The organism is Pseudoalteromonas sp. 0303 (assembly GCF_013349995.1).
GTDB lineage: Bacteria > Pseudomonadota > Gammaproteobacteria > Enterobacterales > Alteromonadaceae > Pseudoalteromonas.
Genome location: NZ_JABVXF010000059.1, coordinates 1 through 14,748 on the forward strand (window position 1 = coordinate 1; position 14,748 = coordinate 14,748).

Sequence of the window (14,748 nt, forward strand, 5' to 3'; positions counted from 1 at the left end):
TTTATAACATCAGTTACTGGAAAAAGCAGGAGTATTGAATTATTGATTGAAAAAGATCAGTTACCTGAATTTAAGTAAGGGCAACTGATCAAAATATATGTGAAAGAGTACTAGGGGATTTCCCTCACTTTCTGTAGGGATTGATCCTGATAGCTGAAATCTGCACTTAGATCTTTAATTGGAAGTGTAAATAAAATATTAACAATTTACGCGTCAAAAAACGCAAGGTAGGTGTCAGATGAAACTATTAATGAAAAACATGGCCGTAAGTTTAACTGTTGCAGGATTTAGCTTAAATGCAGCTGCAGCGGCTGTAATGGGTTCTCAATTAGAAAAACAGCTTACAACTATGTCGCTTACAGACAAGACAATGGTAGTTGTGAGCTACGATCAAATGGAGTCACTAAAAACTTCTCAACTAACTAAATTGCTTAATTTAGGAATTACACAAAGCGTTCAGTTTAAATCTTTGCCTATGATAGGGGTCGTGGTCTCTCCAGTACAAATAAAAAAACTGGCAGCAATGGATGGTGTACGCTCAATCTTTGCTAATCGAGAGTTAACATACTATAACCTAGAAGCTCGTGAAATTACGGGTGTAGAAAAACTCCAATCCGATGATTTTATTTCACAAAATAGTATTACTTTCACAGGTAAAGGCGTTACTGTACTTGTTAATGACTCTGGGATTGATGCCTCGCTTGAGGATCTAGAGTTTGGCTCTAAAGTTATCGAAAATGTTCAAGGTATCACCCATGCAGAAGCAATTTCATTAACTGGAGCAAGTGGTGTGTGGGTAGAGGGGCAATTAAATACAGATTTAAATGTTGGCCATGGTACTCACTGTGCAGGTACTGTTGCTGGTTGGGGAAGCCATTCTGATGGAAAATACAAAGGTGCAGCACCTGGTGCAGACTTAATCGGCTATGGTTCAGGTGCAGGTTTATCAATCTTAGATGCCCTAGGGGGTTATGATTACGCAATTACTCATATTTGGGATTTTAACTCCCCAATTCGAATTATGAGTAACTCTTGGGGGACGAGTGGTAAATTTGAGAGCGATGACCCTATTGCATTGGCATCTTATAAAGCATACAAACTAGGTATGCTGTCAGTATTTGCGGCTGGTAACGCAGGTCCTGGTGAAGATACTCATAATCCATATGCTCAAATTCCATGGGGTATATCTGTGGGAGCCGGGACTAAACAAGGTGAGCTAATTGACTTTTCTTCGCGAGGAAAAAGTGGCGAAGAAGGCAGCTTTACTATGCCGGATGGTAGTCAGTGGCATTACAAAAATGAAGTAACGATAGTTGCGCCTGGTGTAGACATAATTTCGACACGCGCTAAAACCAATGTAGTTTCGAATGGTGGGGCCGATGATATTGATGCAATCGAACTTGAATATTTACCTTACTATACAATGATCTCAGGGACGTCAATGGCAACACCTCATGTCGCAGGTGTCGCCGCGCTTATGCTTGAAGCAAATCCTGACTTAACACCTCTTGAAATTAAAAAAATAATGCAAGAAACATCAACCAACATGCCTGGTTACCAAGCATGGGAAGTAGGTTCTGGTTACTTAAATGCTTATGCTGCAGTCGCAGGAGCGCTAGGCTATAACGCTGAAAATAAGGTTACAGTGAATAATCTGAATAACTTTAATGCGAACGCAATCATTCTTGATGATACTGCTCCAACCCCATTTGAGGTCTTTTACTCTCCAGTTGGTGAGCCCGAAGTATTTACATTTAATGTAGGGAATGATGCAGCATGGATAAATGTTTCATCCGAGGTTTTTGCTAATACAACAAAATTAAAATTGGAAGCGCCTGATGGAACGGTTTATTTTGGTAATCTAACGTTACCAGTTCTCGATACTGCGATGAGAGTGTCAGCACCTGCTCAGCCAGGTGAATGGAAACTATCTGCCAATGGTTTAACTTCATTGTCAGGAGTTGAAGCTGATCCTATTGGTGCTACGAATGGGCCCGGTTTACCAGAGTTCATAAGTGGTGAGATCAGTATTCTTAAATCAGGTGGTTTCCAAGGTCTAAATGATATTCTTGTTCATCCAGCGCGAAGAGCTATTGAGTTTGCAATAAGCGAGCGTTTAGCTGATGGGCATGATGATGGGTATTATCGCCCAGATGTAAATCTTTCACGTGAAGAGTTAGCTAAATACCTTGTAATGGGGTTGGCAATTAGGCAGCAAAGCGACATTTTATCAATTCAAAAAACTGCATTTAATGATGTAAATCCTGAAAGTGAAGCTTTTGTCAATGCTGTAACTTCGCAAGGTTCAGCCTTGAAAGATCGAACTCAAGTGCAAAACCCTGTTGTGCTGAGTGATGGATTATCATTTAACCCTACCGGTGACGTAAGCAAGCTTAATTTAGCCTACTCACTTGTACAAGCTTTAGGTCTTCAGGAGCAAGTGATTACTCCAGGCGGAGATCTCACAGTCTCATACAATGGTGAGCAAGTAATTGTTCGAGATAGCGACTCAATCCCATCTGAGTTTAAAGGTTATGTTCAAGCTGCAATTGATATGTCCTTGCTAGGCGTTAAATTTGAGCTTGAACAAGGGCGCTATGACTTTACTCCAACGTTAGTCGCTTACTTTGAACCAGATACTGCTATTACTCGTGGAGATTATGCGGTGATTATTGGTCGTGTTTTCAATCAATACTTAAGATAGTTAAGTTATTGAAGAACAAAAACCAATTGTGATTCGGTTGGTTTTTGTTCATTTTTTATGAGTGCAAAACTTGCGAAATTACTAAGTCGAAAGTAAGTTTATTGTAGTGTTTATGTTAAATAAAAGTATTTTTCAGGCTTGTGTGTGAAGTGAGTCTAAGGCGATAGAGAGTTGATATTATGAATCAGTTCAAAGTGTTAAGTATTATTGCGTTTGCACTAACACTTATGTTTGTAAGTTCTATGTCTCGTGGTTCAGAACTAGTAAGTATTGATATTCAAGGTAATACAGTTGAAGCTGTGATTAATTTGCCTGCGAATATCTCCGCAGATATCACATTAGAATTCGAAAATGCAGTAGGGCTAACCGCAGAAAATATAGGTTTGTCCGCAGAAATAATAGATATCACCTCGCTGGATATTATACAGCGCTTGCCTAATTCGAATAGTGTAAGTTTACAGACCTTATTTCCAATGCTGATTACAATTGAACCTGACACAAACAGTGGTTTTTCATTTTCGGGAGTCGCCAGTGTTGACATTCATACGCACAATTTAGAGTACACAGCGGGTACGCCGCTACGCTTTTTTAAAGCGCCTTTGGGCGGTGAGTTTAAAGATATTACCACAACAATCGGGGCGGGTAGTTACCGTGCTCGCGGTTCAACAGGCCGCTTTTCACAGTTTATAATTGTTGCTGATTTACGCCCTGCAACCGTTGTGATCAATACTAAGTTTAACGACTTACAAACGGCGTTAAATACTTTTTCTAGCCAGATTGACAGTGTTGTTTATTCTACACTATTGCAAGACGTCGCCGATATTAACCAAGCAATCATGATGCTTGATTATAGCTCAGCGAGTAGCAAAGTTAGCCTGTTTATTAATAATGTGAAAGCCAATCGAGGCCAAGCAATTCCAGATGTGTGGCGCTCAAGCCGAGATGTCGATAACGTTATGGGTGAGCTGATAGCTTATGCAAATACGTTACGCTTTAGTTTGAGACTTGCCAATTAAGAATAATAAGGTTTGTAGAGTAGTTGTGTATGCCCGCTAGAATTACGGTTTGTTATACTGATCAGCCTGCGATGGAAAGCTATTTATACGAACAGAGTGGATACCTCATCGGACGTTCAAAATAGTGTCAGTTAATTTTGGAACACCCAACGGTGTCACGTCAGCATGCTCGTGTGTCGCACAGTAATGATGCATGGCAACTTAATGATCAACGAAGTTTAAACGGCACGAAAGTAAACGGTGCCGTTGTAACTCACTCAACCCTTGCTGATGATGCAATCATTTCGATTGGTGATTTAGATTGCTTGTTTGAAGCAAAGTCAATGTCGCAAATAGCGGCCATTAATGAGCATAACACCTGGCGATTAGCACAAAGTAAGTTAGCCTCATCGTCTTCTAATACAGACTATTTAAAAGAAAGCTTAATTGCCCAATTACATAACCTAATTACGTTAACAGGCACGCAGCGTGGTGTGTTGCTATTAGGTGAACAATTAGATTCTCTGCAAGTGTGTATTGCGCAAGGTTTTAAATCGGGTGATTTTAAATTGAAACGCTTTGAAGGCAGTGTTGGTGCAATCTCTTGTTGCTTTGAAAAAGCAGAACCCGTGGTGGCTATGGATGTGTCGGTACATGACTTACTCAAACACCGCGACAGTATTCAGTTGAAAAAAATATCCTCGTTAGCGTGTATCCCGTTACTGTTTGACGGTAGAGTTGTTGGGGTCGTGTATACCGACAGCCAATTAGCGGGAAAAATACTGACTGATTTAGACATCGAAATTTTCCACAGCATGGGACTTCAAATCGAGGCCGCAGTGCAAGCCTTACTGTTGCAACAATCTATCGATAAATTACAAAAAATGGTTACAGATAAGCACGTTAACGAAAATACTGGCTATACTTTATTTAATTTATGTCATTAACCCCTGTTAAATAGGTGATATGAGCAATAACGACGTTTCTAAAAATAGCAGTGATGAATTGCATGAAACTCAGGTAATTAGCTCACCGACTTATCTTAAGCCTGGCGAATGTTTGCTTGGCCGTTTTGAGATTGAAGCCATGTGTGGTCAAGGTCAGTATGGGTGTGTTTACCGCGCCTACGACAAACAGCTTGATATACACATTGCCATTAAAGTACTTAATCAATCAATTAGTCAGCAATCAGATGCGATTGCAAAGTTCAAACAAGAATTACTGCATTTACGTCAATTAAGTCACCCGACTATTTTACGCGTTCATGAATATTATCACTGGCAAAATCTACATTTTATAACGATGGATTGGATTGATGGACAATCGCTAGAAGAGGCTAGCCTGACTTTTCAGAGTCGTGAAGAGCTTATTACATTTGTCAGCCAGTTATTAGAGGCATTGGTTTTTGTCGAGCAAGCCAATGTTGTTCACCGAGATATTAAACCCGCCAACATTATGCTCGATAAAAAGGGACGACAGTATATTTCAGATTTTGGCTTATCTGTGTTAGGAGGCAGTGCAGATGTGGGCGATATTGAGGGGACGGTTCATTATGCACCCCCAGAGTATTTGCAGTTTGGAGCTGTAAATTCGACTACTGATTTATATGCGGTTGGCGTGGTATTGTATCAGCTGTGTTCTGGTGAACTTCCCTTTGCTGGGCAAAGCCTTGATGAGGTATTAACGGCAAAGCAGCTTAATAAAGCAAAATGTCACGTAAAGCATAAACAACTGGCTTTTATTGCGCCTTTTATTAACAAACTTATTCATTCTCAAGTTAACGCACGTTTTAAAAATGCCACTGAGGCGCAAACGGCATTTTTAAAACAAATTAAAGAAAAACCAAACAACATTAAAAAACAATCTATGTTGATGGCTTTCGTGGTGGTTATAGGCTTGTTTATTATGGCTGCGGTACTTTTAAGCATGCCAAACGATACTCCCCAGCAGCCTGAGAAAGAATACAATGCAGTGGCTGTTTTACCTTTACAAAGTAGCGACGATAGCATTGCACAAGGGCTTGCTGAATATATTAACTATCAACTGCATGAATTAGGTAATTTACGAGTAGTAGAGCAAGGCAGGCTAAGTCAGTTGCTCTCTCAACTTGGAATTACAATGCCCTTAGATGAGCAAAAGCTAGCGCTGGTGGCTGACTTATTAAATGTAAGCTACCTAATTGCTCCGCAACTATACCCAAGTGGTTCAGAGCAACGCGATATTAAATTTAATGTTTATCAGCTTGAAGGTCACACATTACAAAAAAATACACTCTTAACGAGCGATTTTAATCAATCTAATTGGCAGCAAAGCGTGTCGAGTTTTACTGAGCATTTTTCACAGCAATTGCAATTATCAACTGAAGTGAAGGCATTACAAGTTGACCCTCAACCTGCAGGTGAGTTGTTAATTGTGAAGTCGTTACTGCAAAAAGGTGAGTTTGAAAAAGCGCAATCATCTTTATCGCAGTTTTTAACCAAGCACCCAAATTCAGGACTAGGTTGGTTACTGCAAGGTGAATTATTGCTTGCCACACAGCAATTCTTCGAAGCTGAGAATGCTTATAATCAGGCCCTTAAGTTTGCTGAAGATAAAACCTACACAGCAATATTTGCCAGTGCGAGGCTGAATGATCTCGCAAGTAAAGCTGAACAAGCTCAAGCTGGCTATGCAGCTCTTGTAAAGGCATTTCCTTATGATGTGGAATTAAAAATAGCCCTTGCTGAGTTTTATTTTCTGACTGAGCAACATCAAAAAATGGAAACGCTGTTGCTTGAGGTCGTTAAACTTGATCCTTACCATCCCAATGCATGGTTTATGCTTGGTCGAGCTGCATTTTTACAAGGGCAGTATCAAAAAGCGGTTGATGAGTATTTTGTTAAAGCCTTAGTAACCGCCAAAAAATCGAAAAATGCGTATCAAGAAGGCGAAGCGCTGAATGCGTTTGGTGTTGTTTACAATCAACTAGGAGAGATTGATTTAGCCTTTGATTACTACCGTCAAGCACTCGCTCTTCGCGAGAGCATTGACGACATTGCTGGAATGGCAACCACCATGGGTAACTTGTCTTCATTGCACCTTGCTAAAGCACAGTACACAGAAGCAGAACGCTATTTAAAGCAGAGCATTTCATTGTACGAGCAGCTAGGCGATCAAGAAGGACTATCGCATACCTTTAACGAGTTAGGGGTGCTTGAAGAAGAGCAGGCTTTGTATCAAAAAGCACTTGAATATTATCAGCTAGGCCTCGACATGCGCATGACACTTGGCAACCAAATGCTGCAAGGCGAGAGTATGAATAACATCGGTTTTATGTATTTTATGCTGTTAAACAAAAAGCATGCGTTGGTTTATTGGCGTCAGGCTGAACAACTATATCAAGGTATTCAATACCCACTGGGTATCATCCATGTAAGGCAAAATTTAGGGCAAATTGAATTAGCACAGGGAAATTGGCGAAACGCGTACCATCTTTTCAATAATACACTGGCAGATGCAAAACAACTCAATAGCATGTTTGAGCAATGGGTATCGCGTAGTTACTTATCTAAATTGACCTTTTTACAAGGAAATTTTGCAAATAGCATCACTGAGTTAAGCGCCATTTATGAGCAAGCAAAGTCGTTGCAAGATATTCGTGCGATGAGTGAGTTTGGCTTGTGGCTTGTTGATTGGTCGTATCAATTAGGTGATATCACAGGTGCTGCGTCGACAATCGCGAGCTTAAAGCAAGATATAGCCTATAAAGGCAACCGTGAGTATGTTAGCCGACTTGCATTTTACAGTGAGCTCATAACGGGTGAGATGATCACTCAACAACAAATGAGTGAGCCCATGAGCAAAGATTATAGTCAGGGCGCTATTTATATTGCCAAGCTCATTTATGCGGCTCGTGAAGCTCTGCGTCAACAGCAAGATATTAGTGCTTATTTGGCAGCGCTGGGTAATGTTGATTTTACTTTATATCAATACGCCTATCTTGAGTATTTAGAGCTGCTTGCTGTACAGCAGTTTATGCAACAGCAATGGCCTGATTTTCAGGCAACGCTAAAACAGGCTGATATTCTGCTTCGAAAGATGGGAGGGTACTGGCGGAGTTTTCAATTTGATCGATTAAGAGTGCAGTTTGCTTATCACAATGAGCAAGCACCCAGTAGCTTAAAAGCAAAGATTAATTCAGAGTTAAACACTTTATTGGCCAATCTTCCTAAAAACAAAAAGGCTGAATTTTTAAACTATCAAAGTTATTTTCAACTTGATGATTCGTTACAGGACTTGGCTGGTTATGAATAATGATAAGGATATCACCTCTCTGATGGCAGAGCTTAACCAAAAGCAGCAGCAAATTTCGCAGCAACTTTTAAACTCCAATGAGCAAATGCGTGGTTTAGCAAAGCGTGTTTGGCAGGTGCAAGAGAATGAGCGAAAACAAATAGCACAAGAGCTGCATGACGGGGTTGGGCAGCTACTCACCGCATTAATAAATCAATTACAGCAAGCAAAAAATGAAGCTCCCAGCCATGCTCTCAATGAGAGTATTGAATTAGCTCGCCAAGCATTATCAGATACTCGGGTTATATCACGACTTATGCGACCGCGCATATTAGACGATTTAGGCCTTGTGCCTGCACTTGAGTGGTTGGTGAGAGTGATGTCTGAACAGCAAGCGTTTACTATTAACTTACATCACCAAGTTGATAATAACCTAGTCAGTGATATACAAACCTTAGTATTTAGAGTGGTACAAGAAGCGCTGACCAACGCCATTAAACATGCGAAAGCAAGCTTAATTACCATTAATGTGATAGCAACAAAAAGCATGTTAATGGTCAAAGTAAAAGATAATGGTCAAGGTATGGAACTACAACCTGATGAATTAACAACAGGCTTTGGCTTAGGGGCAATGCGAGACCGTGTTATGGCATACGGTGGTCAGCTAACGGTCACGAGTGCGCCACAGCAGGGCTGCGAAATTAAAGTGCTAGTAATAGGAAATGATTAATATGATTAGCGTGCTGATTGCTGATGACCATACTATTTTGCGCCAAGGTCTAGTGAGTTTATTGAGTAATGACCCTGATATTCTTGTACTTGCTGAAGCGGCAGATGGTTTATCCGCTGTACAAAAGGCACTTGAATTAAAGCCAATGGTGATTGTTATTGATATTAGTATGCCAGAATTAAACGGTATGGAAGCGGTTAAACGACTTCACGAGCAGTTACCAGAAGCTAAAGTACTTGTGTTAACCATGCATGAAGAACAAGAGTACGTTATACATATGGTGAGGGCTGGTGCATCAGGTTACTTATTAAAAGACAGTGCCAGTGATGAGCTTATTGATGCCGTAAAAGCACTTGCTCAAGGGAAAACTTATTTTAGCCAATACGCTGCGAGCGTTTTAGCTACAATGTCACTTAAACCAGCTGAGATGTGGGATGATCCATATCGAAACTTAACAAGTCGTGAGCGTGAAGTTTTTCATCTTATTATCGAAGGTAAAACAACCAAAGACATTGCTCGTTCATTAGATATCAGTGTAAAAACGGCTGAAAATCACAGGGGTAAAGTACTGGATAAATTGCAAGTTGCTAATGCTGCAGAACTGGTCCGTTACGCTGCAAAATATAATTTACTTATATAAAGGTGTTTTAACCTTCTTGCTCTAGGGGTTTTCCCTCATTTTTAAAAGTCTACGTGTTTGCCATGCTGAGAGAGTCAAAACAAATTAAGGTTTACTCTCATGCTTAACACTCAATTAAAATCACAAAAACTACTCGCGGGTCTTGTAGGTGCAGGACTGAGCTTAATGTCACTGAATTTATCAGCTAAATCTTTGGGACCAGAAATTAGTCAGTTACTGACCCAAGCAACAGAGCAAGACGCTTTCGAAGTTATTGTTACATTTGAAGGCAATAAAGCGGTTGACTCTGAACTGATGAGCGTCATTCAGTCGACAGGTGTGTTAGGTGGTGTTAGTTTAAAAAGCCTTCCTATGGTCGGTATTAAGGCAACTAAAGCTCAAATCGAGGCTATATACGCATCAGACAAAGTTCGTTCAATTTGGTACAACGCGCCACTATCATTAGAAAATGATGGTTCGACTCAAATTACAGGTGTTGACCGATTACGTGCCGATAGCTCTTTACGACATAACGGTATGCCATTTTCAGGTCGCGGTATTGGTGTTGTAGTTAATGACTCTGGTGTGGATGGCACTCACGGCGACATCAAATATCCAAATCATGTTGTTCAAAATGTACTTGCCCAAACAAATTTAAATTCATTATCAAGTGTTTTGCCCATTACTTATCAAGAGAACGTCGATAATACGGATATTGCAGGAGGGCATGGTTCACATGTTGCGGGTATTATTGGTGGGAATGGTTCAATGTCGAGCGGTAAGTATCAAGGCGTTGCGCCTGGCGCAAAAATCATCGGCTATGGTTCAGGTGCCGGTTTATTTATCTTAGACACTTTAGGTGGGTTTGATTATGCTTTAACTCATCAGTTTGATTATAACATCCGGGTTATTTCAAACTCTTTCGGAAATACTGGTGATATTGGCACAGACTTTAACCCTGATGATCCGACTAATATTGCGACAAAAAAACTTTCTGATAATGGTGTGATTGTTGTTTTCTCTGCTGGTAATTCAGGTAGTGGTGAGGGAACTATTACTGGTAATTTTAAAAAAGCACCTTGGGTTATCACAGTTGCTGCTGGGGATAAAACTGGCAACCTTGCTGACTTTAGTTCTCGCGGTGTTAAAGGTAAAGGTGGTGTTGTTAGCATTAATGGTGAGCAACTTGAATGGCAAGATAGGCCAACAATTACAGCGCCGGGTGTTGACGTAATTTCAGTAAGAGCTTCGCTTTCTAGTTTAAGTGCACTCAGTATTGCTGATGATAGTGAGATTATGGATATAAATCATGTTCCTTACTATACAGCAATGAGTGGTACATCAATGGCTGCTCCTCATATTTCTGGAGTTGTAGCTTTGATGCTTGAGGCCAATCCGAGCCTAACATGGCGCGAAGTGAAAGAAGTATTACAAAATACGGCTACTAATATGCCAGGGATGGAAGAATGGGAAGTTGGCGCTGGATATGTAAATGCTTACGCGGCAGTTCAATCAGTAGTGGATCAGCAACGAGAGTTTGGCACAATAACTAAACTTAATCGTGAATTTAATGCTCAAGCACAAACATCAGTTCAAGCAGAATATGCAGATACAGTAGACTTTTCACCAATTGGTGATAATCCCGGAACAATAATTAGTGTTAGTTCAGATGCTTCGATGCTGATGGTAAGTGCTAATATTACAGAGAATACTGTAGGTTTATCTTTAACGAGTCCTTCTGGAAAGCGTTATGGTTCAAGTATCGCGTTGCCTGTTTTGGGCGAAAATGTTGCAGTGACAGCCCCTGCGGAACCAGGTGATTGGGTTCTTAAGGCTAACGGTATAGGCGGTGTTTCTGGAGTTGATGTTGACCCTCTAGGCTTAACGAATGGTTATGCGCTTCCTGGTACTATTCCTGTTAAAGTTAAAATTGTCAAAACCGATGGTTATACAGGCCTTGACGATGTACCAATGGATCATCCTGCTAAAGCATTTATTGAAATGGCTGTGAGCGAACAATTGGTAGATGCAGCACCAATTGGATTTATGCCTGATGATTTCATTCTTCGTCAAGAGCTTGCTGACTTTTTGACACTTGGCGCTGGAGTTAGACAATCAAATAGTGCTAAACAAATAAACTATGTAGACGTTAATAGCACATACACTGCAGCAATTAATTCCGTTACTCAAAAAGGTGGAGCTCTTCGTAATACCGCACAGGACCAAGCTCCTGTAATGCTGACTGATAGCAGTATGTTTTTGCCAACGGAAATAGTAAATCGCAACGAATTAGCATATTCATTAGTACAATCACTTGCACTACAAGATATTGCTGAAACTTTTAATGGTGATATTACGGTTATATATAATGACGAGCGAATAGCGCTGACAGACCAAAATAGTATACCACAGCACTTAAAAGGGTATGTTCAGTTAGCACTTGATTTAGGTATCTTGAATGCTTACTTCGATGTCAGTCAAGGCCGCTTTGATTTAGAGCCAACTGTAACAGCGCATTTTAAAGGAAGTGATGCTGTAACACGGGCTGACTATGCAGTTGCTGCAATACGGACTTACAAAAATTAGCCACCCTTTTGCTGGTTCTAATATCACTCTATATCCCCTGTAGAGTGGTATTAGCACCAACAATTGCTGGGTCTGTAGTTTGTAATTATTTTTTATTATTCAATATTCTGGATCTGTTCGCGCATTTGCTCGATTAATACTTTTAGCTCTACCGCAGCGTTTGTGATATCACTGTTGATAGACTTTGATGCTAACGTGTTTGCTTCACGGTTAAACTCTTGCATCATAAAGTCGAGGCGTCGGCCACATGCGCCGCCTTTAGTTAAGATTTTTTTGGTTTCTTTAACATGCGACTTTAAGCGGTCAAGTTCTTCAGCAACATCTTGCTTTTGCGCAAGGTAAATAAGTTCTTGCTCAAGGCGAGACTCATCGATGTCTGTTTTTAGTTCTTCTAGCTTTTGATTTAGTTTTTCGCGCTGCCATTTAGCAATTTCTGGTAAGTGGCCTTCAACAATGGTTACTTGCACTAAAATAGCATCAAGGCGAGTAGCTATCATTTCTTGTAAGTTTGCGCCCTCATCGCCGCGAGCTTGTTTAAAATCTTCAATTACTTGGTCAAACCCTGCAATTAGCGCAGTGTTTACGCTATCCATATCGAGTTCTTCGGCTTCCATAACGCCAGGCCAACGTAAAATATCAACAGGGTTGATGTCACCATTGCTTTGGTTTTGCACCCATTGTGCGCTTTTTATTAATTGCTCAGCGAGTGATTCGTTAATCGTTAACTCACCAACATGCGCTGGATTTGCAGTAAACTTTAAGAAAACTTCAACCTTACCGCGCTGTAAATGTTTACGTAAACGTTCACGAATAACTGGTTCCATGCCACGAAATTGCTCAGGTGCGCGGATAAAAGTTTCAAGGTAACGTTGGTTTACTGAACGAATTTCCCAAGTGCCAGTGCCCCATTCGCCTTTAATTTCGCGGCGCGCATAAGCTGTCATGCTGTGGATCATGGATGATTTCCTAGTGTTATTAAATTTACAAAGTTGACTGATTATACCGAATCAGCTTTTAACCTCTAGCGTAAATTTTCTGAAATGTGTTTTTCTGATGTAGTTAATTATGTAAATGAACATGGCATCTGGCACCACATCGACTTATAATGTGGCAAATTCAGAATTAAGGGGATCGTTAATGCGTCCAAGCGAAAGAACACCTAACCAAATTAGACCGGTTACATTCACACGTAATTACACTATGCATGCTGAAGGTTCAGTATTAGTAGAGTTTGGAAATACTAAAGTTTTGTGTACAGCAACTGTTGAAGCTGGTGTGCCACGCTTTATGAAAGGCCAAGGTAAAGGTTGGGTTACGGCTGAATACGGTATGTTACCTCGTTCAACACATACTCGTAATGGCCGTGAAGCATCGCGCGGTAAGCAGGGCGGTCGTACTATGGAAATTCAACGCTTAATCGCACGTGCACTTCGTGCTGCGGTTGATTTAAAAGCGTTAGGTGAAAACACCATTACTATCGATTGTGATGTTATTCAAGCTGATGGCGGTACACGTACAGCATCAATCAGTGGCGCGTGCGTTGCATTAGTTGATGCGCTTACTTACATGCGTAGTAAAGGTATGATCAATTCAAACCCACTTAAGCATATGATTGCGGCAATTTCAGTTGGTGTATATAAAGGTCAACCAATTAGTGACCTTGAGTACCTAGAAGATTCTGAAGCCGAAACAGATATGAACGTGATCTTGACCGAAACTGGCAAAATCATCGAAATCCAAGGCACAGCTGAAGGCGAACCTTTCTCATTCGACGAACTTGATGAGCTACTTACATTAGCTAAGCACTCAATTCGTGAAATTATCGACGTTCAAAAGCAAGCATTAGCTTAATAAAGAAGTAGGTTTATTAGTTATGAAAGATTATCAAAAAGAGTTTATTGAATTCGCACTTGAAAAGCAGGTGCTTAAATTTGGTGAGTTTACTTTAAAGTCTGGCCGCACTAGTCCTTATTTCTTCAATGCTGGTTTATTCAATACCGGTCGTGACCTTGCTCGCTTGGGTCGCTTTTACGCTGCAGCACTTGAAGATGCGGGCATTGATTACGATGTATTATTTGGCCCTGCTTATAAAGGTATTCCAATCGCAACGACTACAGCGGTTGCTTTAGCTGATCATCACGACAAAGATGTACCTTACTGTTTTAACCGTAAAGAGAAAAAAGCACACGGTGAAGGTGGTACATTAGTAGGTTCTGAACTTAAAGGTAAGATCATGTTAGTTGATGACGTGATCACTGCAGGCACAGCTATTCGTGAGTCTATGGAAATCATTGCAGATAATGGTGCAGACTTAAGTGGTGTTTTAATTGCACTTGACCGACAAGAGAAAGGTAAAGCTGAGTTATCTGCTATTCAAGAAGTAGAGCGCGACTTTGGCACTAAAGTTATCTCGATTGTAAAACTAGCTGACTTAATTAGTTACCTAGAAGCCAAAGGTACAATGGATGAGCATTTAGCTGCAGTAAAAGCATACCGTGATCAATACGGCATTGCTTAACACCTAAAAACGCGAATTTTTAAAAGCCCAGCTACATTGCTGGGCTTTTTTGTTTTTAGAGTACTGTATTTTTATGGCCTTAAATACGGTCAAAAAGTTACTGAAGCGTTAATAAAGTTTCTCTTTTGTGGTGTTTAGACTAAAAAGGATACAAAAGGCAGTTTTTTTAAAGTTTTCTCAAAAAAGTGCTTGCGTTAATTCGCTGCATCCCTATAATGCGCATCCACCGACACGGCGGACTGCTTATAAAAAAGCAAAACGACGAGTTGGTTGAGTCAAGTAAGACTGAGTTTTGAAAAAATAAACTTTTCTCAAAATTAAGTG

Annotated in this window: 10 protein-coding genes; 9 read left to right on the plus strand and 1 reads right to left on the minus strand. The window is 40.4% G+C overall.

Annotation, left to right across the window (positions count from 1 at the left end):
- Nucleotides 1–238 precede the first annotated feature (238 nt).
- The 7 genes from HUS62_RS21225 (at nucleotide 239) to HUS62_RS21255 (ending at nucleotide 11,906) form a co-directional block, all read left to right on the plus strand.
- Nucleotides 239–2,704 (plus strand): S8 family serine peptidase, encoded by a 2,466-nt coding sequence (locus HUS62_RS21225; RefSeq protein ID WP_258536828.1) that lies wholly within the window; start codon nucleotides 239–241, stop codon nucleotides 2,702–2,704.
- Nucleotides 2,705–2,883: 179 nt separating this feature from the next.
- Entirely contained in the window at nucleotides 2,884–3,720 is an 837-nt protein-coding gene (locus tag HUS62_RS21230; RefSeq protein WP_119853790.1) for a DUF6689 family protein, read from the plus strand.
- Between the two features lie 137 nt (nucleotides 3,721–3,857).
- The gene (locus tag HUS62_RS21235) at nucleotides 3,858–4,646 is read left to right on the plus strand and encodes an FHA domain-containing protein (RefSeq protein ID WP_258536829.1); all 789 of its coding nucleotides are present in this window, start codon (nucleotides 3,858–3,860) and stop codon (nucleotides 4,644–4,646) included.
- A 19-nt stretch (nucleotides 4,647–4,665) separates the two neighbouring features.
- On the plus strand, nucleotides 4,666–7,992 hold the full coding sequence (locus HUS62_RS21240) for a serine/threonine-protein kinase (protein ID WP_175081061.1): 3,327 nt from the start codon (nucleotides 4,666–4,668) through the stop codon (nucleotides 7,990–7,992).
- Nucleotides 7,985–8,701, plus strand: a complete 717-nt coding sequence (locus tag HUS62_RS21245; protein ID WP_175081062.1) for a sensor histidine kinase — start codon at nucleotides 7,985–7,987, stop codon at nucleotides 8,699–8,701. Before HUS62_RS21240 ends, HUS62_RS21245 begins: the two co-directional genes overlap by 8 nt.
- The gene (locus HUS62_RS21250; protein ID WP_220095091.1) at nucleotides 8,694–9,341 is read left to right on the plus strand and encodes a response regulator transcription factor; all 648 of its coding nucleotides are present in this window, start codon (nucleotides 8,694–8,696) and stop codon (nucleotides 9,339–9,341) included. Before HUS62_RS21245 ends, HUS62_RS21250 begins: the two co-directional genes overlap by 8 nt.
- Before the next feature lie 99 nt (nucleotides 9,342–9,440).
- Nucleotides 9,441–11,906: a S8 family serine peptidase gene (locus HUS62_RS21255; protein ID WP_175081063.1), complete on the plus strand. Its 2,466-nt coding sequence runs from the start codon at nucleotides 9,441–9,443 to the stop codon at nucleotides 11,904–11,906.
- 95 nt (nucleotides 11,907–12,001) lie between these two features.
- Here HUS62_RS21255 and HUS62_RS21260 read toward each other — a convergent pair whose 3' ends face one another.
- Nucleotides 12,002–12,862 carry a YicC/YloC family endoribonuclease gene (locus HUS62_RS21260; RefSeq protein WP_175081064.1) on the minus strand — a complete coding sequence of 287 codons (861 nt, stop codon included), beginning with the start codon at nucleotides 12,860–12,862 and terminating at the stop codon, nucleotides 12,002–12,004.
- Nucleotides 12,863–13,043: 181 nt separating this feature from the next.
- Here HUS62_RS21260 and rph point away from each other — a divergent pair, with 181 nt between their 5' ends.
- Nucleotides 13,044–13,757, plus strand: coding sequence for a ribonuclease PH (rph, locus tag HUS62_RS21265; RefSeq protein ID WP_054554228.1), 714 nt, complete (start codon nucleotides 13,044–13,046; stop codon nucleotides 13,755–13,757).
- 22 nt (nucleotides 13,758–13,779) lie between these two features.
- On the plus strand, nucleotides 13,780–14,424 hold the full coding sequence (gene pyrE, locus HUS62_RS21270) for an orotate phosphoribosyltransferase (RefSeq protein WP_054554229.1): 645 nt from the start codon (nucleotides 13,780–13,782) through the stop codon (nucleotides 14,422–14,424).
- Nucleotides 14,425–14,748: the final 324 nt, after the last annotated feature.

What these genes read in the sequence shown, in the direction of transcription:
- HUS62_RS21255 (WP_175081063.1), top strand. Translation starts at nt 9,441, where the DNA reads ATGCTTAACACTCAATTAAAATCACAAAAACTACTCGCGGGTCTTGTA.
- HUS62_RS21230 (WP_119853790.1), top strand. Translation starts at nt 2,884, where the DNA reads ATGAATCAGTTCAAAGTGTTAAGTATTATTGCGTTTGCACTAACACTT.
- HUS62_RS21240 (WP_175081061.1), top strand. Translation starts at nt 4,666, where the DNA reads ATGAGCAATAACGACGTTTCTAAAAATAGCAGTGATGAATTGCATGAA.
- rph (WP_054554228.1), top strand. Translation starts at nt 13,044, where the DNA reads ATGCGTCCAAGCGAAAGAACACCTAACCAAATTAGACCGGTTACATTC.
- HUS62_RS21260 (WP_175081064.1), bottom strand. Translation starts at nt 12,862, where the DNA reads ATGATCCACAGCATGACAGCTTATGCGCGCCGCGAAATTAAAGGCGAA.
- pyrE (WP_054554229.1), top strand. Translation starts at nt 13,780, where the DNA reads ATGAAAGATTATCAAAAAGAGTTTATTGAATTCGCACTTGAAAAGCAG.
- HUS62_RS21245 (WP_175081062.1), top strand. Translation starts at nt 7,985, where the DNA reads ATGAATAATGATAAGGATATCACCTCTCTGATGGCAGAGCTTAACCAA.
- HUS62_RS21250 (WP_220095091.1), top strand. Translation starts at nt 8,694, where the DNA reads ATGATTAATATGATTAGCGTGCTGATTGCTGATGACCATACTATTTTG.
- HUS62_RS21225 (WP_258536828.1), top strand. Translation starts at nt 239, where the DNA reads ATGAAACTATTAATGAAAAACATGGCCGTAAGTTTAACTGTTGCAGGA.